Origin of the sequence: Micromonospora krabiensis, assembly GCF_900091425.1 — a bacterium.
Lineage (GTDB): Bacteria > Actinomycetota > Actinomycetes > Mycobacteriales > Micromonosporaceae > Micromonospora > Micromonospora krabiensis.
This window is the reverse complement of the sequence record NZ_LT598496.1, coordinates 5,436,474-5,461,730: the sequence shown is the minus strand read 5'-3', so window position 1 is coordinate 5,461,730 and position 25,257 is coordinate 5,436,474. Positions and strand designations below refer to the sequence as shown.

General features: G+C 73.6%; 20 protein-coding genes. 4 read left to right on the top strand and 16 right to left on the bottom strand.

The annotated features are described in order from the left end of the window. The first annotated feature begins 290 nt into the window (after window positions 1-290). Window positions 291-707: a helix-turn-helix domain-containing protein gene (locus GA0070620_RS25040; protein WP_091594804.1), complete on the top strand. Its 417-nt coding sequence runs from the start codon at window positions 291-293 to the stop codon at window positions 705-707. A gap of 76 nt (window positions 708-783) precedes the next feature. Here the strand turns inward: GA0070620_RS25040 and GA0070620_RS25035 are convergent, their stop codons facing one another. The 9 genes from GA0070620_RS25035 to GA0070620_RS24995 form a co-directional block, all read right to left on the bottom strand. After that, window positions 784-1,734, bottom strand: coding sequence for a hypothetical protein (locus tag GA0070620_RS25035; RefSeq protein ID WP_231921964.1), 951 nt, complete (start codon window positions 1,732-1,734; stop codon window positions 784-786). A gap of 122 nt (window positions 1,735-1,856) precedes the next feature. After that, complete coding sequence (locus tag GA0070620_RS25030) at window positions 1,857-4,055, bottom strand: RecQ family ATP-dependent DNA helicase (protein ID WP_091594802.1); 2,199 nt, start codon at window positions 4,053-4,055, stop codon at window positions 1,857-1,859. Window positions 4,056-4,268: 213 nt separating this feature from the next. Next, entirely contained in the window at window positions 4,269-5,018 is a 750-nt protein-coding gene (locus GA0070620_RS25025) for an SDR family NAD(P)-dependent oxidoreductase (RefSeq protein WP_091594800.1), read from the bottom strand. A 111-nt stretch (window positions 5,019-5,129) separates the two neighbouring features. Beyond that, the gene (locus GA0070620_RS25020; RefSeq protein ID WP_091594798.1) at window positions 5,130-6,248 is read right to left on the bottom strand and encodes a branched-chain amino acid ABC transporter permease; all 1,119 of its coding nucleotides are present in this window, start codon (window positions 6,246-6,248) and stop codon (window positions 5,130-5,132) included. Then, window positions 6,245-7,135, bottom strand: a complete 891-nt coding sequence (locus GA0070620_RS25015) for a branched-chain amino acid ABC transporter permease (protein ID WP_091594796.1) — start codon at window positions 7,133-7,135, stop codon at window positions 6,245-6,247. Before GA0070620_RS25015 ends, GA0070620_RS25020 begins: the two co-directional genes overlap by 4 nt. Then, window positions 7,135-7,947, bottom strand: coding sequence for an ABC transporter ATP-binding protein (locus GA0070620_RS25010; RefSeq protein ID WP_231921962.1), 813 nt, complete (start codon window positions 7,945-7,947; stop codon window positions 7,135-7,137). The genes GA0070620_RS25015 and GA0070620_RS25010 overlap by 1 nt, the downstream gene beginning before the upstream one ends. After that, on the bottom strand, window positions 7,947-8,690 hold the full coding sequence (locus GA0070620_RS25005) for an ABC transporter ATP-binding protein (RefSeq protein ID WP_091594794.1): 744 nt from the start codon (window positions 8,688-8,690) through the stop codon (window positions 7,947-7,949). The genes GA0070620_RS25010 and GA0070620_RS25005 overlap by 1 nt, the downstream gene beginning before the upstream one ends. A 4-nt stretch (window positions 8,691-8,694) precedes the next feature. Beyond that, window positions 8,695-9,894 carry a substrate-binding domain-containing protein gene (locus tag GA0070620_RS25000; protein ID WP_091594792.1) on the bottom strand — a complete coding sequence of 400 codons (1,200 nt, stop codon included), beginning with the start codon at window positions 9,892-9,894 and terminating at the stop codon, window positions 8,695-8,697. A 617-nt stretch (window positions 9,895-10,511) separates the two neighbouring features. Continuing rightward, on the bottom strand, window positions 10,512-11,630 hold the full coding sequence (locus GA0070620_RS24995) for a glycerophosphodiester phosphodiesterase (protein WP_091594790.1): 1,119 nt from the start codon (window positions 11,628-11,630) through the stop codon (window positions 10,512-10,514). Between the two features lie 141 nt (window positions 11,631-11,771). Here GA0070620_RS24995 and GA0070620_RS24990 point away from each other — a divergent pair, with 141 nt between their 5' ends. Next, window positions 11,772-13,106 (top strand): TrkH family potassium uptake protein, encoded by a 1,335-nt coding sequence (locus tag GA0070620_RS24990; RefSeq protein WP_091594788.1) that lies wholly within the window; start codon window positions 11,772-11,774, stop codon window positions 13,104-13,106. Further along, the gene (locus tag GA0070620_RS24985) at window positions 13,096-13,764 is read left to right on the top strand and encodes a potassium channel family protein (protein ID WP_091594786.1); all 669 of its coding nucleotides are present in this window, start codon (window positions 13,096-13,098) and stop codon (window positions 13,762-13,764) included. Before GA0070620_RS24990 ends, GA0070620_RS24985 begins: the two co-directional genes overlap by 11 nt. Window positions 13,765-13,840: 76 nt before the next feature. Here GA0070620_RS24985 and GA0070620_RS24980 read toward each other — a convergent pair whose 3' ends face one another. The 7 genes from GA0070620_RS24980 to GA0070620_RS24950 form a co-directional block, all read right to left on the bottom strand. After that, a complete protein-coding gene (locus GA0070620_RS24980; RefSeq protein WP_091594784.1) occupies window positions 13,841-15,472 on the bottom strand; it encodes a serine/threonine-protein kinase in 1,632 nt (543 codons plus the stop codon). 71 nt (window positions 15,473-15,543) lie between these two features. Beyond that, entirely contained in the window at window positions 15,544-17,097 is a 1,554-nt protein-coding gene (locus GA0070620_RS24975; protein ID WP_091594782.1) for a fused MFS/spermidine synthase, read from the bottom strand. 36 nt (window positions 17,098-17,133) lie between these two features. After that, window positions 17,134-18,138: a coiled-coil domain-containing protein gene (locus GA0070620_RS24970; protein ID WP_172836618.1), complete on the bottom strand. Its 1,005-nt coding sequence runs from the start codon at window positions 18,136-18,138 to the stop codon at window positions 17,134-17,136. 203 nt (window positions 18,139-18,341) lie between these two features. Beyond that, the gene (locus GA0070620_RS24965; protein WP_091594778.1) at window positions 18,342-19,154 is read right to left on the bottom strand and encodes an inositol monophosphatase family protein; all 813 of its coding nucleotides are present in this window, start codon (window positions 19,152-19,154) and stop codon (window positions 18,342-18,344) included. Further along, a complete protein-coding gene (locus tag GA0070620_RS24960; RefSeq protein ID WP_091594776.1) occupies window positions 19,147-19,599 on the bottom strand; it encodes a response regulator in 453 nt (150 codons plus the stop codon). The genes GA0070620_RS24965 and GA0070620_RS24960 overlap by 8 nt, the downstream gene beginning before the upstream one ends. Next, window positions 19,596-21,341 carry a sensor histidine kinase gene (locus GA0070620_RS24955; RefSeq protein WP_091594775.1) on the bottom strand — a complete coding sequence of 582 codons (1,746 nt, stop codon included), beginning with the start codon at window positions 21,339-21,341 and terminating at the stop codon, window positions 19,596-19,598. Before GA0070620_RS24955 ends, GA0070620_RS24960 begins: the two co-directional genes overlap by 4 nt. Continuing rightward, entirely contained in the window at window positions 21,338-22,588 is a 1,251-nt protein-coding gene (locus tag GA0070620_RS24950; RefSeq protein WP_377520056.1) for a PP2C family protein-serine/threonine phosphatase, read from the bottom strand. The genes GA0070620_RS24955 and GA0070620_RS24950 overlap by 4 nt, the downstream gene beginning before the upstream one ends. A gap of 248 nt (window positions 22,589-22,836) precedes the next feature. Between GA0070620_RS24950 and GA0070620_RS24945 the strand changes: the two genes are divergently transcribed. Next, window positions 22,837-25,257, top strand: coding sequence for a M28 family peptidase (locus GA0070620_RS24945; RefSeq protein ID WP_091594773.1), 2,421 nt, complete (start codon window positions 22,837-22,839; stop codon window positions 25,255-25,257).

The window sequence follows — 25,257 nt, the reverse complement described above, 5'->3', positions numbered from 1 at the left end:
GCTTGACCTCGGACTGACCGCGCCGGGCTGGTACGGCAGCGGGCGACTCGGCTCGACCATGGCGCTCCTCGGCGGTGCGGCGGTGGTGGGCGGTGCCGGGACGGGCACCGAGCTTGGTTGAGCGACGACAATCATCACGCCGTCGATCCGGCTCGTCACGATGCTGCGTGGAAATTGGTCCCGTTCATGGGACAGTTTGTGCGGTCAGTCAATTGTTTCCGGGCCGTCTGGTACTACGCTCAGGTGCGAGATCGTCCCGGTGTTCCGGTCGGGAGGGATGAGCCGCAGGGATGGGTTCCGCAGAGGTTTCGCCACAGATGGCGTTCGCACGGTTCGTGCGCCGGGCCATCGACGACGCTCGGGACGAGCGGGGCTGGACCGTCACCGACCTGGCCGCGCACACCGGCGTCGGCCGTTCGACCGTCTTCCGCTGGCTGGCCGGTGACTGGCAGGACTACCCCGAACTCGCCAAGGTCCGCGGCTTCTGTGCCGCGCTCGACCTGCCGGTCGCGGCGGCGTTCCGCGCCCTCGGCCTGCCCGACGCCGGTCCGGCACCGCGCCGCCGCACCGACGACGGCCCGGTCGAGGCCGACGTCCGGGTGATCCTGGACCGGCTCGCCGACCCGACCGTCCCGGCCGAGGAGAAGCACCACATCCGCGACCTGCTCCGCTACCTCGCCCGCCGCCCCATCCGGCGGGCCGGCTGACGCCCGACCCGGCCACCGGCCGCGAGGACGACCAGGCCGCCGACGCGCCGACCGAGCCGGCGCGCGGCCCGACCCGTCAGGACACCGTGACGGTGAACTCCGCGGTCCGCACCACGCCGGCCACCTGGAAGTCGAGGTAGAGCCGGTAACGGCCCGGGCCGGGCACGGTCAGCCAGAATCGCACCGCCCCGTCCACCAACGCCGGTTCGGGGTGCACGTGCAGGTAGCCGAGGTCCCCCTCGCGCAGCGCCACCAGGTGCCCGTACGCGCCGAGGTAGCGCTCCAGCGTCGGCGCGGCCCCGTCGGCGGTGATCCGGAAGGTCAGCGGCACGTTCACGCCGACCTGCGGGGTGCCCTGGTGGTCGACGGTGAACCCGTCGACGGCGGCGGTGCCGGCGGGGGCGGGCAGCGACCTTGGCTCGTACCGGCCGGGCGCGACGAGGTCGACGCCGAGGGTCAACGCCGTCTGGGTGCCGTCGTCGGCGACGGTGGTGAAGTCGGCGTACGCCCGCCAGGTGCCCGGCTGCGGCAGCGTCAGCGGCACCGACCAGGTGCCGTCGGGCGCCATCGTCGGGTGCAGGTGCTGGAAGCCGCTCAGGTCCCGGCGGACGACGATCAGGTGCATCGGCTTGTCGTGCACGATGGCGAAGCGGGTGACCGCCCGGCGCTGCGCGTCGCGGATCTGGAACCGGAGTGAGCCGGCGCGGCCGGGGGTGAACGCGCTGCCCAGCGGGGTCAGCGTGTAGCCGGCCGAGGTGACGGAGAGACCACCCACGTCGGTGGTCGCCTGGTCCGCGACGGCGCCGTGGTCGTGGGCGCCGGTGCCCGGCGGGTGCGTGTGGTCGGTGGCGGTCTCCAGGCCCACGGCCGTGACGGGACCGCCCCCGGCGCCCGTCCGGCCGAGACCGAAGCCGAGCAGCACGGCGAGGACCAGGCCGCCGACGATCAGGGCGAGCCGCACGGTGGCGCGGTCGGGCGCGACGGGGTGCTGGTCAGGCACCGTGCGGGTGACGCCCTCCTCGTCCATGGCGCCCACCGTACCGCCGCGGTGGTCGGCGCCTGCCGGCTGTCGCGGCGGCGTGGCGACGGTCGCAATCCCCACGGCCCGGGAACTTCTCGCACCCCGCCGGCGACGGACCGGCACGACACTCAGCCGGCAACCGCCAGGGCGAGCGGCAGCACGTCCGGCGCGCCGGCCTGGCGCAGCGCCCGGGCGAGGAGCGTCATGGTCCACCCCGAGTCGACCAGGTCGTCCACCAGCAGCACCGGCCCGTCCAGCCCGGCGAGCACGGCGGCCAGGTCGGGCGGCACGGTGAAGGCGTCGTGCAGCGCGCGTACGCGTTGGGCGCTGTTGCCCCCCGCCGCGCCGCCACCGGTGCCCGGCGGGAGTTGGCCGAGCAGCGGCAGCCGGCCCACCGTGGCGATCCGCTCGGCGAGGGACCGGACCAGGTGGGGTCGCCGGAGCGAGCCGGCCGCGACCACCGCCACCGGACGGCGGGGCCACGGGTCGTCGCCGTGCGCCCAGGCCTTCAGCACCTCGACCACCGCGCCGGCCACGTCGTCGGGCACCGCGCCGTCGGCGGCCTCCGGGCCGACCAGGCCGCGCAGCCGCCCACCCCAGCCCAGGTCGGAGAGGCGACCCACGGCCCGGCCCGGCAACGCCTGCTCCGCGGGGGCGATCCGCCCCTTCAGGGGTACGCCGACCGCCTCCAGCCCGGTGGGCCAGAGCTTCTTCGGCGGGATCTCGACGCCCGGCCGACCCAGGAACGTCTGCGCGGCGGCCAGGGCCGGACCGGACACGTCGGCGTCGAAGAGCGGCCCGGCACACCGGTCGCACCGCCCGCAGTCGGCCGCCCCGGCGTCGTCCAGGCACTCCCGCAGGTAGCGCATCCGGCAGCCGGGCGTGGTCGCGTACTCCCGCATGGCCTGCTGCTCGGCGGTGCGCGCGGCGGCGACGCGGCGCAACCGGGCCTCGTCGTAGGTCCACGGCTCGCCGGTGGCGAGCCAGCCGCCGCGCACCCGGCGGACCGCGCCGTTCACGTCGAGCACCTTGAGCATCAGCTCCAGGCGGGCCCGGCGCAGGTCGACGAGGGGTTCCAGGGCCTGCGTGGAGAGCGGCCGGTCGGTGTGCAGGGCGGCCAGCACGGCGCGCACCTGCTCCTCGGGCGGGAACGCGAGCGAGGCGAAGTAGCGCCAGATCGCCGCGTCCTCGGCGCCGGGCAGGAGCAGCACCTCGGCGTGCTCGACGGCCCGGCCCGCGCGGCCGACCTGCTGGTAGTAGGCGATCGGCGAGGGCGGCGCCCCGAGGTGCACCACGAAGCCGAGGTCGGGCTTGTCGAAGCCCATTCCCAGCGCGCTCGTGGCGACCAGCGCCTTGATCTTGTTGTCCAGCAGGTCCTGCTCGGCGGCCCGCCGGTCGGCGTCCTCCACCTGCCCCGTGTAGGAGGCCACCGCGTAGCCACGGGAGCGGAGGAATTCGGCGGTCTCGCCCGCCGCGGCGACCGTCAACGTGTAGACGATGCCCGAGCCGGGCAGCCGGTCGAGGTGATCGGCGAGCCAGGCCAGCCGGTGCGCCGGGCTGGGCAGGTCGAGCACGCCGAGCCGCAACGACTCGCGGTCGAGCGTGCCGCGCAGCACCAGGGCGTCGCTGCCGTCACCCGTGCTGAGCTGCTCGGCGACGTCGGTGGTGACCCGGGCGTTGGCCGTCGCGGTGGTGGCCAGCACCGGCGTGCCGGTCGGCAGGTTGCCGAGGAAGGTGCGCAGGCGGCGGTAGTCGGGCCGGAAGTCGTGCCCCCAGTCGGAGACGCAGTGAGCCTCGTCCACCACCAGCAGGCCGGTCGTCGCGGCCAGCTTCGGCAGCACCCCGTCGCGGAAGTCGGGATTGTTCAGCCGCTCGGGGCTGATCAGCAGCACGTCGACCCCACCGGCGTGGATCTCCGCGGTGATCTCGTCCCACTCGTCCAGGTTGGCAGAGTTGATCGTGCGGGCCCGGATCCCGGCCCGCGCCGCCGAATCCACCTGGTTGCGCATCAGCGCGAGCAGCGGCGACACGATCACGGTGGGCCCGACGGAGTTGCCCTCCCCAGGCCCGCCCGCCGCGGTGCCCGCTCCGGTGCCGTCAGCGCCGGGCTCGGCGGCGCGGTCCCGCTCCCGCAGCAGTGCGGTGGCGACGAAGTAGACCGCCGACTTGCCCCATCCGGTGCGCTGCACGCAGAGCACCCGGCGCCGGTCGACCACGAGCGCCTCGATCGCCCGCCACTGGTCCTCACGCAGCCGGGCGTGCTCGCCGGCCAACCGCCGGAGCACCGCCTCGGCCCGCTCCCGTACCGCCGCCCGATCCTGACCCATCCGGCATTTCTACCAGCCCCGGCCGACATCGCCCGCCGCAAGCGCGCCGGGGCCCGGCCGGCGACGAGCCGGAGGCCGGTCGGCCCGGGCCCGGGCGCGAGGCCGGGGGCCGGCGCCGACGCGGGCCCTACGCCGGCGAGGGGCCGAGCGGGGCCGGCGCCAGACCGGGCCCTGCGCCGGCGAGGGGCCGAGCCGGGCCGGGGCCGGCGCGGGTCAGCGGCCGAGCACGGAGCCGCCGTTGACTCCCAGCACCTGACCGGTGACGTAGCCCGCCGCCGGGCTCGCCAGGTAGCGCACCGCCTCGGCGATGTCGGCCGGTACGCCGGCCCGCCCGACCAGGGTGGCCGCGACCCGCTGCGCGTGCCCCTCCGGGGTCATCCGGTCGCCGAAGAACTCGGTCTCGGCGACGTAGCCGGGGCTGACCACGTTGACCGTGATCTTGTCCGGTCCGAGCTGTGCGGCGAGGTCGTACGCCCAGCCGTGCAGGGCCGCCTTCGCCGCCGAGTACGGCCCGGCACCGCCGCGCTGGGCGGCGATGGAGCTGACCAGGATCACCCGGCCGCCGGGGCGACGCAGGGACGGACGCAGCGCCTCGGTGAGCAGCACGGCGGTGAGTACGTTGGCGTCGAGGTTGGACCGCCAGAACGCGGCGGTGCCGGCCAGCGAGCCGGTGTCACCGGCGAGGTAGCCCCCGGCGTTGTTCACCACGACGTCGACCGTGCGACCGTCGAGCGCCGCCAGTACGCGGTCCAGCTGCTCCGGGTCGGTCAGGTCCGCGGTGACCGGGGTGACCGCGTCCGGCCGGCCGCACTCTTCGCCGATCCGCGTCGCGGCGGCGTCGAGCACGTCGGCCCGCCGCCCGACGACGAGCACGTCGTACCCGTCTGCGGCGAGCGTGCCGGCGATCGCCGCGCCGATCCCGGTCCCGCCTCCGCTGACCACCGCAATTCGCGAGTCCACCATGTCGTCCTCCCCGTACGTACGCGAAACACCCCGTCGATCATGAAGTTGTCGCCCGCCGACGCGGTGCGTCGTGACAATAACTTCATGATCGACGGGGTGGGGGACGGGCGGTCAGCGGGGTGGGCGCAGGGCGCGGCGGAGTGGGGTCAGCCGGGAGGTGAGGCTGGCCAGACCGCCGGGGAAGAAGTACACGGCCAGGATGAAGATGGTGCCGAGCACGAAGAGCGGCTGGGACAGCGGCCGGCTCAGGACAGCGGGCAGGGCGTCCACCGCGTCGGAGGTGCCGAACGCGGTGAGCCGGTGGTCCAGGTACATGTAGAGGACACCGCCGATCACCGGGCCCCACCGGGTGCCCGGCCCGCCGAGCACCACCATGACCAGCAGCGACAGGGTCAGCTCGGACGAGGTGATGTGCGGCGACGCGCCGCCGACGATCAGGCAGTAGACCACTCCGCCGGCCGCCGCGAGCGCGCCCGCGAGGGTGAACGCCACCAGCTTGTAGCGGTACGGGTCGAGCCCGAGCACACCGATCCGCCGCTCGTCATCGCGCAGCCCGGCCAGCACCCGCCCGGTCGGCGAGCCGGCGACCCGATGCACGACGAGGACCACCAGCGCCAGGTACGCCAGCGCCAACCAGTACAGGTTGACCGTGTTGGCGACCCCGACCAGACCGGCGGGCAGGTTCGTCACGTCCAGCGGGAGGCCCTCCTCGCCACCGGTGAAGCCCCCGAAGTCCCGGGCCACCAGGATCGCGCCGACCTGCGCGAACGCCAGCGTGACCATGGCGAAGGCGATGCCGACCGTACGCAGCGCCACCGCGCCGAGCAGCGCGGCCAGGATCGTCCCGCCGCAGACGGTGAACAACGCGGCCTGCCACAGCGGTAGCCCCGCCTTGGTGACCAGGATGTCGGTGCCGTACACGCCGGCCGCGAAGTAGAGGGCGTGCCCGAAGGAGAGCATCCCGGTGCGCCCGAAGAGCAGGTCGTAGCCGGCGGCGAGACCACCGAAGACCAGGCAGACGGCGAGCAGTTGCAGGGTGCCGGGCGAGTTGAGCGGCCCCTCGAAGATTCCGGGCAGCTCCACCGTCGAGTACGGCAGGATCGCCGCGACCAGCAGCGCGACCAGCGGCAGGAACGGCCGTACGCGCTGCCACCGGCCCGGCGACGGCGTCAGCTCGGCGGGCACCGCGGCCGGGGGCGCCGGAACCTCGGGGCTCTTGACCTCGGTCATGCCGTTGCCACCTTTCCGGCGATGCCCTGCGGGCGCAGCAGCAGCACCACGGCCAGCAGGCCGACGACGCAGACGTCGCCGAGGCCGGACGGACCGTAGTAGTTGACGAACTGTTGCAGCAGCCCGACCGCGACCGCCGCGTACGCCGAGCCGACCACCGAGCCCATTCCGCCGATCACCACCACGATGAACGCGAAGATGAGCAGTGATCCGCCCTGCCCGGGTGAGACGGTGCCGAAGTAGACACCGCCGAGCGCCCCGGCCAGCGCGGCGGCGGCCCCGCCGATCGCGAAGACCAGCGTGAACGCCTTGCGAACGTCGATGCCGAGCGCGGTCACCATCTCCCGGTTCTCCACGCCGGCCCGGATCACCAGGCCGTAGCGGGTCCAGCGGAGGAAGGCGAGCAGCGCGCCGAGCACCACCGCCGCGGCGATGATCAGCAGCAGGCCGCCGTTGGGCACCTGCGCCCCGAGGATGCCGGTCACCTCCCGGGTCCAGTCGGGGCGCGGGAAGGGCCGGGCGTCGGCGCCCCAGGTGGCCTGGAGCAGGGCCACCCCGGCCAGCGACAGGCCGACGGTGACCAGCACCTGCTCGATGGTGCGCGAGTAGAGCGGGCGGATCAGCACCAGCTCGACGAGCACCGCGACGAGGGTGCCGGCGGCCACGCCGAAGGCGACCGCGACCACGAAGCCGAAGCCGTCCGCCCCGGCGCCGGGCAGGTTGCCCGCCGCCCACCAGGTCGCGTACGCGCCCACGCCGAGGAACAGCCCGTGCGCGAAGTTGAGGACGTCGGCCAGGCCGAACACGAGGGAGAGCCCGGAGGCGACCAGGAAGTACAGCGCCGCCAGGCCCAGGCCGGTCAGCGCCAACAGGATGATGGTGCCCATCAGTTCGCGTCCTTCCCCGCGGCGGCCCGGTCACCCGACGCGCCCGACGCGGCCGGGCTGTCGGACGCGTCCCGCGCCGGCGTGGGCGGGTGGTGGGCGTCGCCGGTGCCGACGCCCAGCAGGGACTTCGTGAGCGCCGTCTCCAGCAGCAACTCCTGCGCGTCGCCGGTCCAGGCCACCTGGCCGGCCGCCAGCACCACCGCGTCGCGGGCGAGCCGCCGCACCACGGCCAGGTTCTGCTCGACCAGCAGCACCGGCACGGATTCGGCCACCCGCTCCAGCACCTCGGTCACCTCGGTCACCACCTTCGGCGCCAACCCCTTGGTCGGCTCGTCGATCAGCAGCAGCCGGTTGTCGTTGAGCAGCACCCGCCCGATCGCGAGCATCTGCTGCTGCCCGCCGGAGAGCGAGCCGGCCCGTTGCCGTCCGCGCCGGTCCAGCTCCGGGAAGAGCGCATACACCTTGTCGTACGCCGGGGCGGTGCCCCGCCGTTCCGACAGCCGCAGGTTCTCGGCGACGGTGAGCCCGGCGAAGACGCAGCGGTCCTCCGGCACGTAGCCGAGCCCGCCGCGGACCAGCCGGTACGTGGGCCGGGCGAGCAGGCTCTGCGCGCCCATCCGGATCGTGCCGCGCACCTCCCCGTTGCGGGGCGTGAGCCCGACGATCGCGCGCAGCGTCGTGGTCTTGCCGACGCCGTTGCGGCCGAGCAGCACGGTCACGCCGGTCGGGGCGACCGTGAACGACACCCCCTGGAGGATGTGCAGCCCGGCGATCCGGACCGACAGGTTCTCCACACTCAGTACGGGTTCCATCAGAGCGACTCCCCCAGGTATGCCTCCTGGACGGTGGCGTTGGCCATCACCGTCTCCGGGGTGTCGCAGGCGAGCAGCGCGCCGTGGTGCATCACGGCGATCCGGTCGGCCAACTCCAGGATCACGTCCATGTGGTGTTCCACCATGAGCACCGACCGTCCGCTGTCCCCGGTCAGCGAGCGGATCACCGCGACCAACTCCGGTACGTCCTCGGCGCTGACCCCGGCCATCGGCTCGTCCAGCAGCATCACCCGCGGCTCACCGGCGAGCAGCAGGGCGATCTCCAACTTGCGCTTCTCGCCGTGGGCGAGGGTGCCGGCGAGCGCCGTACCCCGGTGGGCGAGGCCGACCCGGTCGAGCGCCGCGTCGGCGGCGGCGGCCACCTCCCGGTCGGCCGCCGCCCGCCGCCACAGCTTCATCGAGCCCCCGCGGTGCGCCTGTACGGCGAGCCGCACGTTCTCCCGCACGCTGAGCGAGCCGAAGACCGAGGACGCCTGGAAGGTACGGCCGAGCCCCAGCCGGGCCCGCCGGTGCGGCGGGAGGTCCGTGATGTCCTGCCCGTCGAGGGTGATCCGACCTTCCGTGGCCCGGCGCAGGCCGGTGATCAGGTTGAACAGTGAGGTCTTGCCGGCGCCGTTCGGCCCGATCACGCCGAGGAACTCCCCGGGCGCCAGGTCGAGGTAGACGCTGTCGACGATGGCGACCTCACCGATCCGCCAGGTCAGACCGCGGGTGGCGAGCATCCGGTCAGCCCTTCATCGCCACGACCGGCGGCGCGGCCTCGTCACCGGTCAGGGTCTTCTGGGCGGTGGCGGTGAACGTGGTGCCGCTGCCGGTCAGCTTGGCCTGGTACATCGGCTGGAGCAGCGCGTGGTCCTCGGCCCGGATGGTCATCGAGCCCTTGACCCCGTCGAAGGTCCACCCCTCCAGGGCCTTGACCATCTTGTCGACGTCGTCGCCGCCCTCCTGCACCGCGCGCACGACCATCTGGGCGGCGGCGAAGCCGTCCGGGTGGAACAGGTCGACGGTACCGACCTTGGCCTTGAGCGCCTTGCTGGCCTCGGTGTCGCTGGCCCCGTCGAAGTAGTGCGACAGGAAGGAGATCTTGCTGCCGGCCGCGCCGAACGTCGGCCAGGACGCGCGGATGTCCAGGCCGGTGACGACCGTGGTCGAGGCGAGGACGCCCTGCTGGTCGAGGGTCTGCCACATGGCCGGGGCGGTGGTGCCGGCCCACGCGACGAACAGCAGGTCCGGCTTGGCGGCCTTGATCTGGCTCGCGAACGGGGTGAACTCCGTCGCGCTGGCCGGCGCCCGGACGCTGCTGACGGTCGCGCCCGCACCGCCGATGACGGCCTTCACGGCGGCCTCGTTGGCGTCACCGAAGGCGCCGTCCTGGGCGAAGACCACGACCTTCTTGCCGGTCGGGTCGCCGATGAACGACTTGGCGGTCACCACGTCCTGGTACGACTGCCGGCCCGAGCGGAACGTGTACTTGTTCGCGCCGGTCACCGCGTCGGTCGCGGCCGGGCCGGAGATGAAGAGCGCCTTGTTCTGCGCCGCGATCGGGGCCACCTGGAGCGCCACGCCGGAGGCGGTGGAACCCGCAATGATCTTGGTGCCCTTGCCGATCAGGTCCTTGGCCGCGGAGACCGCCTTCGCCGGGTCACCGGCGTCGTCGACCTCGGCCACCTCGATGGCCCGGTCGCCGACCTTGTTGGTGCCCTTGGTGGCGAAGTCGAGGCCGGCCTTGAACCCCTCGATGTACTGCTTTCCGTAGCTGGCCAGCGCACCCGACTGCGAGTACACCAGGCCGACCTTGACCGGCGCGGCGCTGTCGCCGCCGCCGGAGGCGGTGTCCTGCGGGCTACCACACGCCGTGGCGGCCAGCGCCGCGGCCATCATCGTGGCGGCGGAGAGGAACACCCGCCGCGTCGTCCGGACCGTCATTGCGACTCCACGTGAGGACTCGGAGGGAGGGAAACTCATTGTCGGCTCACGCTAGAAGTGACGTCACCCACGAGCTATGTGGTCGAAACACACAAGTAACACGTGTGGGGTGGCCCACACTGACAACCCGGCTCTCATACCGGGTCCCGCCCCGCCTCGCGATGGGCGGCGCCGCCCCCTTCGCCGGACCTCATGTGTCGGCCCGGGCCATCGACCACGACCGCACGTACGGACCGCCGGGACCCGGACCGGACGGGATCCAGCGAACTTCGGCCCCCGGGACGGGCCACGTGCCCACCCCGCGAAACTGCAGGATCCTCACCACATCAGGGAAGTAGGGGTCTCAGCTACGCTGCGACACCACACTTCCGGGAAGTTGCGTGAGGCCCGGCGCCCCCGCCGTCCCCGTCGGCGACAGGGACTCAGATCTGGGGCAGGTCGACAGGTGCCGGATAGGCGGCGGGACCGGGCGGCAGGCTCGGAGGCGGGCGGCAGGGCTCGGCGGGCGGGCTCGGCGGGCGGGTAACGGCGCTGGCCCGCCACCCGGTCGGGTGACGGGCCAGCGACCGCGGCGACTCGCCGAGCGCCTTCGGCGAGGGGTGCCGGGACGGACCGGATCAGGCGAGGCCGGCGCGGGCGGCGACGGCGGTGTCCGGCTGGTCGGTGAAGACGCCGTCCAGACCGAGGCGGAAGAAGAGTTCGTACTCGCTGGTGATGTCACCGCGGGCGTTCGGGTCGGCGCCGATGCGGAAGTCCGTCGGCAGGAACTGGTTCTCCACCCGGAAGGTCCACGCGTGCACGATCAGGCCCTCGTGGTGCGCGTCCCGCACCACGGTCGTCGGGGCGAGCAGCTTGCCGGCGGCGTCCCGGGGCACGATCAGGTTCTTGTTGGCGCCGATGCCGTCGGCGTACGCGGCGATCCACCTGAGACCGGCCGGCTTGGCCAGGTCCTGGTAGGTGCGGGCGTCACCGGAGACGGTGAAGTCGTACGGGCGGCCGGTCGCGTCGAGCAGCTGGGCCAGCCGGACGTCGATCATGCGGTTGAGCTTGCGCAGGTTGCCGGTCTCGAAGGACTGGACGATCACCGGGGAGTTCTTCCGGGTCAGGCCGTTGGCCCGGAGCACCTTCACCAGCGGCTCCTCCAGCGGGCGGCCGATGGAGGCGAAGTAGGTCGGGTGCTTGGTCTCGGGGTAGATGCCGATCGTGCGGCCCCGCGCCCGGCCCTCGGTGCGGGCCAGGTCGATGACCTCCTGGAGGGTGGGCACCTCGAACTGGCCGTCGAACGCGGTGTTCGCCACGCGTACCTGCGGCAGCCGCTCCTTGGCCCGCAGGGTCTTCAGCTCCGCCAGGGTGAAGTCCTCGGTGAACCAGCCGGTCACCGGCACACCGTCGATGGTCTTCGTCGCCTTGCGGGCGGTGAACTCCGGGTGCGCGGCCACGTCGGTCGTACCGGAGATCTCGTTCTCGTGCCGGGCGACGAGCACGCCGTCCCGGGTCGACACCAGGTCGGGCTCGATGAAGTCGGCGCCCATCCGGATGGCGAGCCGGTACGCCTCCAGGGTGTGCTCGGGGCGGTAGCCGCTCGCCCCCCGGTGGCCGATCACCAGCGGACGGTCAGCCGCCCGGTGCTTCGCCTGGTCGTTCGACGGCTGGGCGGACGCGGTCATGGTCGGCACGGCCACCGCGGCGGCCAGCAGCCCACCGGCCACGGCGAGGGCGGAAAGGGTACGTCGCAACGCGGTCTCCTGTCGTTCGGAGGAACCGCCTCAGCAGAGCGCCCGCGATTGACGGGAAGTTGGTCGATGCCTGGCCGGCAGGTGAATCTCCGGATCTCCGGTTCACCCACCCCGACGAGGGCGGAAAAGGAAGATTGTCTGGTGCGCCGGTTTCTCCGTCACCCCGTACGGCTGGTGCCGTTCGGGTTCCTGGTGCCGATCCTGCTCGGCACCGGGCTGCTCATGATGCGTCCGGCCACCATCGAGCACCAGCGCGCGCCGTTCGTCACCGCCCTCTTCACCGCGACCTCGGCGGTGTCGGTCACCGGCATGGCCGCCACGGACACACCGAACTACTGGTCGGGGTGGGGGCTGGTCCTCATCACGTTGCTGACCCAGCTGGGCGGCCTGGGCATCCTCACCGCCGCCGCGCTGGTCATCCTCCTGGTCAGCCGACAGCTCGGGCTGCGCAACCGCCTCCTGGTGCAGGCGGAGACCCAGGAGTTCGGCATCGGCGACGTGGGCCGGCTGCTCCGCCGCATCGCCGTCACGGTCTTCGCCTGCGAGGCCGCGATGACCGTGGTGGTGTCGGCCCGGCTCTGGTTGACCTACGACTACTCGCTCGGCCACGCCCTCTGGGCCGGCGTGTTCCACTCCGTGCAGGCGTTCAACAACGGCGGCTTCGCGCTCTACACGGACGGGTTGCTCGCGTTCGCCCGCGACCCCTGGGTGTCGCTGCCCCTCGCGCTGGGGGCGATCATCGGCGGGTTGGGTTTCCCGGCGCTGTTCGAGGCGGTGCGCGAGTGGCGCGAGCCGGTGCGCTGGGCGGTCGCCACCAAGCTGACCATCTGGGGCAGCGTCGTGCTGATCGTGTTCGGTTTCCTGTGGCTGCTCATGACCGAGTGGACGAACCCGCGCACCATCGGCCAGTACGACATGCCGGGCAAGGCTCTCGCGTCGTTCACCCAGATCGCGCTCAGCCGCACCGGCGGGTTCGAGGTGCTGGACATCAGTGCCTTGCGGGAGGAGAGCTATCCCCTGCTCGTGGCGCTCATGTTCATCGGTGGCGGCAGCGCGAGCACCGCCGGCGGGATCAAGGTCTCCACGTTCTTCCTGCTCGCGTTCGTGATCTGGGCCGAACTGCGGGGGGAGCCGGACGTGTCGGTCGGTCATCGCCGGGTCGCCAACGCGAGTCAGCGGCAGGCGCTCACCGTGGCGCTGCTCAGCGTCGCCCTGGTCGCGCTCGGCACCTTCGCGGTGATCCTGCTGACCGAGAACATCGTCTTCTCGCAGGCGCTGTTCGAGGTGACGTCGGCGTTCAGCACCACCGGCCTGACGGTCGGGCTGGTGCAGCGCCTGCCGGAGGGCGGGCAGCTCCTGCTGACCGCCCTCATGTTCATCGGCCGGGTCGGTCCGCTCACGCTCGGGTCGGCGATCGCCCTCAACACGCGGCGCCGGCTGTACCGCCACCCGGAGGAGCAACCCATTGTCGGCTAGGAGCAGCGAGGAGCGCGGGGTGGTGGTGATCGGCCTGGGCCGGTTCGGCAGCCATCTCGCCGGTTCCCTCCTCCGCCTCGGTCACGAGGTGATGGCCGTCGACCGCGACCCGGCGCGGGTCGAGCGCTGGTCGGCACGGCTCGACCGGGTGGTGCAGGCGGACGCGACCGAGGAGGACGCGCTCCGGCAACTCGGCATCACGTCCTTCGGGCGCGCGGTGGTCGCCATCGGCGCCTCGCTGGAGGCGAGCGTGTTCACCGTGCTGGCCCTCGCCGAGCTGGGCCTGCCGCAGATCTGGGCGCGGGCGACCTCCCGACGGCACGCCCGGATCCTCTCCTCCGTCGGGGCACACCACGTCGTCTTTCCCGAGGCCGAGACCGGCGAGCGGGTCGCGCACCTGATCGTCACCCGGATGCTCGACTTCATCGAGTTCGGCGACGACTTCGCGATCGCCAGGGTGCCCGTGCCGGAGACGCTGGCCGGGCGGCCGCTGTCGGAGATCCGGCCGATCGAGCGGTACGGGGTGCGCGTCCTCGGCGCGAAGGTGACCGGCGAGCCCTTCCGATACGCCTCGGACAGCACCGTGCTGCCCCCGGGCAGCACCCTCGTCATCGAGGGCAACATCGATCAGGTGCAGAGGTTCGCCGGGCTCAGCTGACCCCCGGCGACGCCCCCGCCGCACCTACGGTCTGCTCACCGCTTCCCGTGGCCGCCGCCTCCCCCGTGGCCCTTGCCTAGCTTCCCGCTTTTCCCGGGCCACCACCCGGCCCCTTCCCCTTTCCGGGCTTCTCGGGCTTGGCCTTCGGGGCGCTGCCGGCAGCGCCGGGGCCGCCGCGAGGCGTCGTGGCAGTCGTCTTCGCCGGCTTCTTCGGTGCCGGGGCCTTGGTCGTGGCGGCCGGCTTCGGCGCGCTGCCGGCCACCCCGGAGACCTGCACCCCGCAGCTCTCCGCGCCGAGCGTGAACGCGACCGGCAGCGGGTTCGCGCCGGTGTAGTGGCCGGAGAGGGTGATCTTCTCGGCGGCGCCCGGCGCCAGTGCCGGGCGCTCCGCCGGTGGGCGGACGACGACCGTACGTCCCTGCTGCTGCGCGGACGCCGGCGTCGCCCGGGTGACCGTCTGCCCACCCGGGAACGTGAAGGTCATCGCCCAGTCGCGCAGCTCCCGCTGGCCCGTGTTGGTGAGCGTCAGGTCGGCGGCGAACTCCTTGCCGGAGTCGGTGCGCAGCGCGTACGCCACCTGGCAGGGGGCGGGCTTCTCCAACCCCATGCGCGCCTCGGTGGGTTGCTCGGTGCCGCCGCTGGCCGGGGTGCGCCCGGTCACCCCCCAGAGCGCGGCCGTGACGGCGACCAGACCGGCGGCGGCCACCCCGGCCTCGACCCGCCGACGCCGGGCCGACGAGCGCTGGTTGCGGGTACGGGAGAACGGCAGCGCGTCGGTCTCGGCCGACCAGGGCAGGATCGTGGTGCCCGCGTTCGCCAGCGTCCCCGGGTCCACCGGTCCGGCGGCCGGTGACACGGGAATCGCGGCGACCATCCCGGCCGCGTCGGCCAGGACGCGCGTCAGCTCGGCGGTCGAGGGCCGGTCAGCGGGCCGCTTGGCCAGGCAGCGCCGGACGAGGTCGGCCACCTCGCCGGGCAACCCCGGCACGGTGGGCATCGGCTCCGGGTCGTTGTACATGTGGGCGCGCAGCATCTCGGTGGTGGTGCTGGCCTGCCAGGGCAGACGCCCGACGAGCATCCGGTAGAGCAGCAGGCCCACGGCGTACACGTCGGTCGCCGGTGAGACCTGGCCGTTGTCCAGCCGCTCGGGCGCGAGGTACGCGGGAGTACCGAGCAGTTGCCCGTCCGCGTCCTTCTCGCTCTCGCCGACCAGCGCGGAGATGCCGAAGTCGACGACCTTGACCCCGGTCGACGTCAGCATCACGTTGCCCGGGGTGACGTCCCGGTGGACCACGCCGCGGGCGTGCGCGGTGGCCAGCGCCGAGGCGACCTCCGCGCCGATGGTCACCGCGTCACGCCACGCCAACTGCGGCTCCCGCCCCAACCGGCTGCTCAGCGAACCGCCGTCGACCAACTCCATCACGACGTACGGCACGGTCAGCCCGCCCTGCTGGGACTCCCCGTAGTCGTACACGTTGGTGATGTGCGGATGGCAGAGCCGGGCCGCGGACTGCGCCTCGATCCGGATGCGGTGCCGGAAGGCCCGGTCGCTGGCCAGCCGGGACGCGAGGACCTTGACCGCCACCTGGCGGCCCAGCACCTCGTCGTAGCCCCGCCAGACCACGGACATGCCGCCCGCGCCCAGTTGCTCGATCAGCCGATACCGCTCACCGAGCAGTCTCGTGCCGTTCCGGTCCCCACCGTCCATGGTCAGCGTTGTTGCCCGCGACGGCCTCCGCTACACCTCACTGGTCGAAATCGGTCGGGGATGTCACCCGTTCAGGCGGTGGCGAGCAGTTGGTCCACCGGCGCGAAGTCGTCGGTCAGCACCAGCGCGTCGTCGACGAACCCGTCCAGCTCGGCGTCGCTGACCAGGCTCACCTGGGCGTCCACCTCGGCCAGCCGGGCGCGGATCGCGTCCAGCGGCAGCGGCGCGTCGGACGCGACGATCACGAAGTTGGAGCCCTGCTCGCCGACGAGCGCCTCCGGTGGGGCGATGAGCGCGACGTGCGGGAACTCGGCGCCCACCGTGGCCAGCTCGCTGCGGATGAAGCGCAGCGGCGGGTAGTCGATGACGTTCTGCACGTAGACGCCGTTGGGGCGGGTGACGCGCCGAATGTCGGCGGCCATCTCCCGGGTGGCCAGGTGCCAGGGCACCACCAGGTGCCCGAACGCGTCGCCGACCACCAGGTCCCGGCTGTCCGTCGGCTCACCGGCGACCAGCATCCGGGCGTCGCCGGTGACCGCCCGCAGGTCAGGCCCCTGTCGTACGCCCAGCTCCCGCTCGCCCAGCTCGATCAGCCCGCCGTCGATCTCGAAGACCAGGTTGTCGGTGCCGGGCCGGGTCGCGGTCAGGTAGCGGGGCACGGTGAAGCCGCCCCCGCCCAGGTGCAGCGCGTCGAGCCGCTGCCCGGCCGGGGCGACCACGTCGGTCACCGCGCCGAACCACTTCGTGTACGCGTACTCCAGGTGACGGGGGTCGGCGAGGTCCACGTACGAGTGTTGCGCCGAGTTGAGCAACAGGGTCCGGCCGCTCGCGCGGGCCGGGTCGGTGGCCACCCGCGCGCAGTGGTACGCGGTCTCGATGTCGCACGGGTTCGGGGCGACCGTGGTCAGACCGGCTCCGACCAGGCCGAGCACGGCCAGCGCCGCCGGTGCGCGAGCCGGACCGGGCAGCTCGGCGCGTACCTGCCGGCGCAGGTACCAGCCGAGGCCGAGGCCGGTGACACCGAGCGCCACCGCCAGCGCCAGCAGGATCACCGTGCTGGGCAGCGCGGCGACCAGCACGAACCCGGTGAGCAGGGTGGCGGTGATGCCACCGAGCGTGCCGATGCCGGAGAGCCGGCCCACCACCTGGCCGGTGCGGCGCAGGTCGGCGAGCTGCAGCTTGACGACCAGCGGAGTGACCGCCGCGAGCAGCATCGCCGGGACGAAGACGGCCAGCGCCACGAGCAGCAGGATGGCGCTCGCGGCGCCGCCGCGCAGGACCTCACCCGCGTACCGGACGACGGGCAGGGTGATCGCCGTGGCGATGCCGGCCAGGACGAGCGCGGGTGCCAGCAGCGGGCGCGGGTCCCGGCGGTCGGCGAGCCAACCACCGGACCAGGCGCCGTACGCGATCGCGGCCAGCGCGATGCCGATGACCGAGCTGGTGACCTGGAGGGTCACCCCGACGTACGGGCCGACGAGGCGCAGGGCGACCGTCTCCAGGACCAGCACGGCACCGCTGGAGAAGAAGACCAGGAACGCGGCGAGCCCGTTGGGCAGGGCGTGGACGCTCGGCGGCGCGGGCCGCGCCGGCGGGACCGTGACGTCGGACGATGCGATGTTCACCGTCGCGATGGTACGCAGTGATCCTGGGGTGCCGGGTCAGTACATCGAGAGATGAACATGGTTCGTGTGGTCTGCGGCGGGGCTGCCCCCACCGCTGTAGGCGCGCCAGCCGGTGCCGGGGTGCCAGATCTGCCGGTACCAGATCACGTAGAGCACGCCGAGCCGGTTGGCGTTGCGCACATGCCAGGCGGCGAGGCTGTCCCCGTACGACTTGTCGCCGCCGGTCGCCGAGCGGTCCTCGAAGCCGTTGGTGGCGGCGGCGAAGTCGCACGCCCGCCCCTTCGGGTGCTCGCCGTCGCCGCCGCTGCGGTAGCAGGAGACGTGTCGCTTGTAGCCGGCCGCCTGGGTCTGCTGGAGGGCGTTGAGCGTCCGCGGCGTGATGCAGCCGGAGGTGGTGGGGTCGTTCACCGAGCAGCGCTCCGACGGCCAGGAGCCGTCCGCGTTGCGGGGCGCGGGCTTCGCCGAGGTGGAGCTGCCACCGCTGAACCCGCCACTGCCGCCGCCGCTGACCTCGGCGAGCGCCGCCTCGGCCTCCTTCTTCTTCTTCGCGATCACGGCCAGCTGCTTCTGCTGCTCCCGCACCTCACCGTCGATTGCGATCTTGGCCCGCTGTGCCTCCTCGCGCGCCTCGGTGAGGTCACGCAGACGCTTGCCGTCCCGCTGCGCCATCAGGTCGAGGTTGGCGGCCCGCTGCAGGAACGCCTCCGGGGAGGCGCTGTTGAGCAGCATCGACGTGGGGGTGAGTCGGCCCAGTCGGTACGACTGCGCGGCGACCTCGCCCACCTGCACGGTCAGCTCGTTCACCCGCGACTGGAGGGTGGCCATCTCGGCGACCAGCGCGGTCTGCCGGCGCTTCGAGTTGTCCAGCTTCGCCTTCGCCTCGAGGTGCGCCCGGGCGGTGGCCTCCAGCGCGTCACGCAGCTTCTTGGTGCCGCCCTCGTTCGGCTCCGCGTACGCCGGCACCGCGCCCCCGCCGAACAGCAGCGCGACGACGGCGAACAGGGCGATGAGCGGGCCGCGGGCGCGACGCCGACTGGGCATGGTCGTGGGCACGACAGCGTCCTTCCGTCGACCGCCGGCCCCCGTGGTCCTGCGCGGCGGCGGTCCCGCCGGCGCCGGTCGGCGGCCTGCTGGCGGTGACCGCCGGTCACCTTACCGGACCGGAAGCCCTCGGCCAGCCCCGTGAACGTCCGGCACACGGATCGTCGACGCAGCGTGTCGACCCCGTCGCCGTACGCCTCGTGTCAGTCGCCCAGCAGGGTGTCCCGCACCTCGGTCCACACCTGTTCGTTCGCGGCGACCAGCAGGCCGTGGCCCTCGTCGGCCGGGTGGTATTCGCTGCCGTCGAACCGGCGGGCCACCCCGCCGGCGAGGCGGACCAGCAGGGCGCCCGGCGCGTGGTCCCAGGGCAGGGTGCGCCAGAACAGGGCGAACTGCTGACGGCCGGTGAGGATGTCGAGGTACTCGCGGCCGGCGCAGTGCTGCCCGGGGAGCAGTTCACCGATCCGTGACCGGCCCGCGCTCACCCGCTCGCGGGCGGCCGGCGGCAGGAACCGGGTCATGGCGACGCCCCGCAGCTCCTGCGGCGGCGGCGCGCCCTCGGGGAGCCGCACCGGCTGCCCGTCCAGGTACGTCCCGTCGCCGGCCCGCGCCGTGGCGAGCAGCCCGGCCAGCGGGTCGAGCACCCAGGCCGCGGTCGGCTCCCCATCGGTCAGCAGGGCCGCCATCAACGCGAACGGACGCCGGCCGGCGGCGAAGTTGGACGTGCCGTCGACCGGGTCGACGAGCCACACGTCCCCGCCGCCGTCCAGGTGGCGCAGCAGGTCACGGTCGTCCGCGACCGCCTCCTCGCCGACCACCACCGAGTCGGGCCGCAGCTCGCGCAGCCGGGCGGAGATCAGCTCCTCGGCCCGCCGGTCCGCGACGGTGACGATCTCACCGGGTGCCTTCTCGGCGACGTCGGCCGCGTCCAGCTTGCGGAACAGCGGGACCACGACCTCGTCGGCGGCCTTCTGGAGCAGCGTGCCGACGTCGTCGAGCAGGGTGTCGTCAGCCACGCGGCGGCAACTTGACCACGCTGACGAAGAACTCGTCGATCTGCCGGACCACCGAGATGAATCGCTCGAAGTCCACCGGCTTCGTCACGTACGCGTTGGCGTGCAGCTGGTAGCTGCGGAGGATGTCCTCGTCGGCCTGGGAGGTGGTCAGCACCACGACCGGGATCCGGCGGAGCTCCTCGTCCTTCTTGATCTCCTCCAGCACCTCGCGGCCGTCCCGCCGGGGCAGGTTGAGGTCGAGGAGGATCAGGTCCGGGACCACGGCGTCCGCGTACTGCCCCTCGCGGCGCAGGTAGGCCAGCGCCTCGGCGCCGTCGGAGACGACGGTCAGCCGGTTGCGCAGCTTGTGCTCCTCGAACGCCTCCTGCGTCATCAGCACGTCGCCCGGGTCGTCCTCGACCAGCAGGACCTCGATCGGGCTCTTGCCGTCTGCCGGCGCGGTCATCCCACCGTCTCCCTCATGCCACCCGTTCTACCGCCTTCCGGCGCCGCATCAGCGCGGTCCGGCTGGTCTGCCCCGTTCGTCTGCCCCGGCGCGTCGCCGGAAGCCGCCGACGCGGCCGCCTCGGCCTGCTCCGCGGGCTGCTCCGCCGAGGTCGCCGCGTCGGCCTCGACGGCCGCCGCCTCGGCGGCCTGGACGTCCTGCGGCAGCGCGGGGAGGGTGAACCGGATCGCGGTCCCCTCCGGCACGTCGGTGTCCACCCACACCCGGCCGCCGTGGTATTCCACGATCTTCTTCACGATGGCCAGACCGATGCCGGTGCCCGGGTACGCGTCCTTCGAGTGCAGCCGCTGGAAGATGACGAAGATCTTGTCGGCGAACTCCGGCTCGATGCCGATGCCGTTGTCCTGACAGGTGATCTCCCACTCGGCGTCGACGAGCCGGGCCGAGATGTGCACCTTCGGCGGCACGTCCGGGCGACGGAACTTGATCGAGTTGCTGACCAGGTTGGCCAGCAGGTTGGTCAGCAACGGCTCCTCGCCGCGGATCACCGGCAGCGCGGACCAGGTGAGTTCGGCGTCGGCGTACTGTAGGGCCGCCTCGGTCTGGTTCGCGACGTCACCCATCACCTTGTTCAGGTCGACCTCGGTGAAGCCGGCGGTGAGCCGCCCGATGCGGGAGAACGCCAGCAGGTCGTTGATCAGGCGCTGCATCCGCTGCGCGCCGTCGACCGCGAAGGCGATGTACTGGTCGGCCCGCTCGTCCAACTGCCCCGCGTAGCGGCGCTGGAGCAGCTGGCAGAAGCTCGCCACCTTGCGCAGCGGCTCCTGGAGGTCGTGTGACGCGACGTACGCGAACTGCTCCAGGTCGCGGTTGGAGCGGGTGAGCTCCTCGGCCTGCTTCTGGAGCTGGCCGTTGACCCACTCGATGCGCTCCCGCGCCTCGCGCACCTCGGCGAGGTCGGCGGCGATCTTGCGCCGCATCGCCTCCACGTCGTCGGCGAGCCCCATGAACTCCGGGGGGCCGGCGCCGGCGATGGGGTGCTGGTAGTCACCGTCGGCCACCTCCCGCACCTGGCCGGCCAGCGCCGTCACCGGGCGGACGACCATCCGGTCCAGCGACAGCAGCAACACCACACCGGCGATCACGACCACCAGTGCGGCGGCGACCAGCAGCACGACGAGCATGTTGCCGGTCCGCTGGACGTTGCGGGCGTTCTCCTGGCGCGCGGACAGGATCTCGGCCTGCAGGTCGTCCACGGCGGCGCGGACCGCGTCGAACTCCTGCCGGGCCTGGTCGGTGACGAGCGCCTGGCCGGCCGCGGTGCCCCGCTGCTCGGTCGTCGTGATGACCGGCACAGCCACCGCCTGCCGCCACCGCTCGGCGCGCTCCTCGACCTGCCGCAGCTCCGCCTCGACCTGCGGGTAGTCCGCCAGCAGCCGCCGCATCGACGCGACACGGTCGCGCTCCTGGGCGAGCCCGGCCTCGTACGGCGCCAGGTCGTCGCGCTTGCCGCTGACCGCGAAACCCCGGACCGCGGTTTCCTGGTCGAGCAGGGCGTTGAGCAGTTCCTGCGCCTGCACCCGCAGCGGGCCGGTGCGGTTGAGCAGGGCGTCGACGTGGGTGCGGTTGCGCGCCGCCACCGCGGCCTCGGCGGCGGCCAGCCCGATCAGCAACACGCCGGCGACGGCCAGCAGTGCGACGACCCGCTGGCGCAGACTCCACCCGCGGACTCCAGCGCTCACCGGCCACCGCCCCGACTGACCAGGAGCATGGCGACGTCGTCGGCGAGCGGGCCGCCGTTGAGCTGCTCGGCACGGCCGACCAGCCAGGCCGGCAGCTCGGACAGGGAGACCGCCCGGCTGGCCGGCTCGCCCAGCAGTTGGCTGAGCCCGGGAACGTCGAGGCGCTCGTCGCCGGCGCCCACCCGCCCCTCGATCAGACCGTCGGTGTACATCAGCAGGGACCAGTCATCGGTGTCGAACTCCAGGTCGTAGGCGACCGGCGGACGGGGCCGGACGCCGAGCAGCAGGCCACCGGGCGCCGGCACCGGCACGACACCGCCGCCGGAGAGCAGCAGCGGCGGCGGGTGGCCGGCCAGGCGTACCGTCGCCCGGTTGGCGACCAGATCCAACCGGATGGTCGCCACGGTCGCGAAGATCTCCTGGAGCCGGCGCTCGCTCATGAGCACCTGCTCCAGTGCGAGCAGCACCTCGTCGTCGGGCACGCCGGCGAGCACCAGGGCGCGCCAGGCGACCCGCAGCTCGACGCCGAGCGCGGCCTCGTCCACGCCGTGCCCGCAGACGTCGCCGACGATCAGGTCGACGCGGTCGGGGCGGGTCTGCACCACGTCGTAGAAGTCACCGCCGATCAGCGCGGCGTGCCGGCCGGGCCGGTAGAAGGTGTGGACGGCGACCGTGTCGGTCGACATCAGCGGCTGCGGCAACAGGCCGCGTTCCAGGCGGGCCGACTCGGCCTGGCGCAGCTCGACCTCGCGCAGCCGGCGGGCGTTCTCGTCGGCGCGCTTGCGCTCGACCGCGTAGCGCAGCGCCCGGGTCAGCAGAACACCGTCGACCTGCCCCTTGACCAGGTAGTCCTGGGCGCCCTCGGCCACCGCCACGATGCCCAGGTGCTCGTCGGTGCGCCCGGTGAGGACGCAGACGGCCGCGCCGCTGGACATCTCCAGCACCTGGCGCAGCCCGTCCAGGCCCTGGGCGTCGGGGAGGCCGAGGTCGAGCAGGACACAGTCGACGCCGGTCACCCGCTGCCGGGCCTCGCTGAGACTGGTCGCGACCACCAGGTCGATCATCGAGTTGGTCTCGGCGAGCAGCTCGCCGACGAGGAACGCGTCACCCTCGTCGTCCTCGACCAGCAGCACCCGCAGCCGCTCGCCCGGCGGCACCTGGGGGTGGTGTCCGAGACCGCCCTGTGGCAACGCCCGGGGCACGACGGCAGGACCGGCCAGGCCGGTCCCCCGGTTCGGCCGGGTCACCGCCGCGAGACGCGGGACTTCGCTGCTGATGTCGGGCTCCTTCCGAGTGCCCTGCTGATCCTGTATTACACAACGGTCGCACACAACACGGCGGGCTCGGCGTCGGCGGGGATGGGCCGGATCACTACCCGCTACGGGACAAAGCGGGCCATCAACGCCGGCCGCTGCCTCCCTCCCGTCCCGGTCGCACCGTCCGGGCGCCGGCCGGTGCAGGATGGTGCCCACCCGCCCCACCCCGAGGAGTCCCCGTGGGCGCACCTCCCACCCCCACCGCGGACCGCGCCGCGGCCCGCCCCGACCCCCGGCCGCCCGCCGCCGACCGGGCGCTGGCCCGGCCCCGCCGCCGGCTGGTCGCCGCGCTCGCCGCCCTCGCCGCGCTGATCGCGGTCGGCGCCACCAGCCTCGTCGACCTGCGTCCCCCGGCGCCGCGGGCCGCCGACGCGCCGGCCACCGAGTTCAGCGCCGGTCGGGCGTACGAGGACGTGAAGATCATCGCGGCCCGTACGCACCCGGCCGGCAGCCCCGCCAACGACCAGGTACGCGCACACATCGAACAGGTGCTGCGCGGTCTGGGCCTGGAGACGCAGGTGCAGGACACGGTGGCGCCGGAGGCCGGCCAGCTCAGCGGCGCGGCGGGCGGCGCCACCCTGGCGCGGGTCCGCAACGTGGTGGCCCGGCTGCCCGGCACCGACCCGACCGGCAAGGTGTTCCTGGTCGCCCACTACGACTCGGTGCAGACCGGCCCGGGCGGCAACGACGACGCGGCCGGCACGTCCGCGATCCTGGAGGTCGCCCGCGCGCTCGCCGCCGGCCCTCGCCCCCGCAACGACATCGTCTTCGTGCTCACCGACGCCGAGGAGGCGTGCCTCTGCGGCGCGGCGGCGTTCGCGTCCAGCCATCCGCTCGCCGCGGACGGCGGGGTGGTGCTCAACCTGGAGGCCCGCGGCTCCACCGGCCCGGTGATCATGTTCGAGACGTCCCGGAACAACGCGAAGCTGGTGAACGTCTTCGGCCGGGCCGCACCGCACCCGGTCGGCACCTCGTTCGCCGTGGAGATCTACCGGGCGCTGCCCAACGACACCGACTTCACCGCGTTCCTCGACGAGGACTTCCTCGGCCTCAACTCGGCCTACATCGACGGTGGGGCGATCTACCACACGCCGCTGGACACGCCCGCCGCGATGGACCGGGCGAGCCTCCAGCAGCACGGCGACAACGCGCTCGGGCTGGCCCGCGAGTTCGGCCGCACCGACCTGACCGACCTGCGCGCCGGCGGCGACGCCACCTACTTCCCCGTGCCGGGCGCGCTCGTCCACTACCCGGGCTGGTTGACCCTGCCACTGGCGCTGCTGGCGCTGGCCGCCGTCGTCGCCGTCGGCTGGCTCACGCGCCGGCGCGGGCGGACCACCGTGGGCCGGCTGGCCGCCGGCTTCGGGCTGACGCTGGTGCCCATCGTGGCCGCCCCGGTCGCCGCGCAGCTGCTCTGGGCGGCGATCACCGCGATCCGGCCCGGCTACGCCGAACTGCTCGACCCGTACCGCCCGACCTGGTACCGGATCGCGGTGCTGGCGCTCGCCGCCACGATCGTCCTCGCCTGGTACGCGCTGACCCGCCGCCGGGTCGGCCCGGCCGCGCTGGCCGTCGGCGGACTGACCTGGCTGGCCCTGTTCGGGGTGCTGCTGGCGGTGGCCGTGCCCGGCGGCGCGTACCTCGCCACCCTGCCGGCGCTGGCCGGCGCGGTCGGCGCCCTGGTCGCGCTCGGCACCCGCCTCGACGGGCCGTGGCCGGTCGTCGCGCTGACGGCCGCCGCGGCGGTCGGCGTGGTGATCCTGCTCCCGACGGTGGTGCTGCTCTTCCCGGCGCTCGGCATGGCGATGGGCGGCGTCGCGGCGCTGGTCGCGGTGCTGCTGGGGCTGGCCGCGCTCCCGGTGCTGGACCTGCTGCACCCGCAGGCCGGCGGCCAGCGCGGCCTGGTCGCGCTACGGGCCCGGCGGCTCGGCGCGCTGCCCGCGCTGGCCGCCGCCGTCGCGGCGCTCGTGTGCGCGGGGGTCGGCCTCCGCGTCGACCGGTTCGACGCCGCGCACCCCGCGCCCACCCACCTCATGTACGCGCTCGACGCCGGCACCCGCCAGGCCCGCTGGCTCAGCCACGAGACCGGCCCGCAGCCCTGGACCGACCGGTACGTGGACGGCGAGCAGAACGTCTCCGACGACTTCCCCGGCCTCGGCGACGGCGAGCTGCGCGCCGGGCCGGCCCCGGCCGCCGACCTGCCCGCCCCGAAGCTGGAGGTGCTCGCCGACACCACCGCCGGCGGCGACCGGACGCTGCGGCTGCGGGTCACCCCGCAACGGCAGGTACGCCTGATGAGCCTGCACGTCGACACGACCACCGCCACGGTGCGGCGCGCCGAGGTGGCCGGCCGCTCGGTGCCGGTCGAGGCGCGGGACGGCAGGTGGGGATTCGGGGTGGTCTTCCACGCGCCCCCGGCCGAGGGCATCGAGGTCACGCTCACGGTCACGCCGACGGGCGGGCCGGTGGCGCTGCGCGCCATGGACGCCAGCGACGGGCTGGACGCGCTGCCCGGCTTCCAGCCCCGCCCGGCGGACGTCGGCGTGGTCGGCTCGCACAGTTCGGAGATGCTCGCGGTCGCCCGGACCTACCCGGTCTGA

Bases quoted from the DNA above. Each gene is read 5' to 3' on its own strand.
- GA0070620_RS24980 (WP_091594784.1), bottom strand. From the start codon at position 15,472: ATGGACGGTGGGGACCGGAACGGCACGAGACTGCTCGGTGAGCGGTAT.
- GA0070620_RS25035 (WP_231921964.1), bottom strand. From the start codon at position 1,734: ATGGACGAGGAGGGCGTCACCCGCACGGTGCCTGACCAGCACCCCGTC.
- GA0070620_RS25025 (WP_091594800.1), bottom strand. From the start codon at position 5,018: ATGGTGGACTCGCGAATTGCGGTGGTCAGCGGAGGCGGGACCGGGATC.
- GA0070620_RS25020 (WP_091594798.1), bottom strand. From the start codon at position 6,248: ATGACCGAGGTCAAGAGCCCCGAGGTTCCGGCGCCCCCGGCCGCGGTG.
- GA0070620_RS25030 (WP_091594802.1), bottom strand. From the start codon at position 4,055: ATGGGTCAGGATCGGGCGGCGGTACGGGAGCGGGCCGAGGCGGTGCTC.
- GA0070620_RS25000 (WP_091594792.1), bottom strand. From the start codon at position 9,894: ATGACGGTCCGGACGACGCGGCGGGTGTTCCTCTCCGCCGCCACGATG.
- GA0070620_RS25005 (WP_091594794.1), bottom strand. From the start codon at position 8,690: ATGCTCGCCACCCGCGGTCTGACCTGGCGGATCGGTGAGGTCGCCATC.
- GA0070620_RS25010 (WP_231921962.1), bottom strand. From the start codon at position 7,947: ATGGAACCCGTACTGAGTGTGGAGAACCTGTCGGTCCGGATCGCCGGG.
- GA0070620_RS24970 (WP_172836618.1), bottom strand. From the start codon at position 18,138: ATGCCCAGTCGGCGTCGCGCCCGCGGCCCGCTCATCGCCCTGTTCGCC.
- GA0070620_RS25015 (WP_091594796.1), bottom strand. From the start codon at position 7,135: ATGGGCACCATCATCCTGTTGGCGCTGACCGGCCTGGGCCTGGCGGCG.
- GA0070620_RS25040 (WP_091594804.1), top strand. From the start codon at position 291: ATGGGTTCCGCAGAGGTTTCGCCACAGATGGCGTTCGCACGGTTCGTG.
- GA0070620_RS24960 (WP_091594776.1), bottom strand. From the start codon at position 19,599: ATGACCGCGCCGGCAGACGGCAAGAGCCCGATCGAGGTCCTGCTGGTC.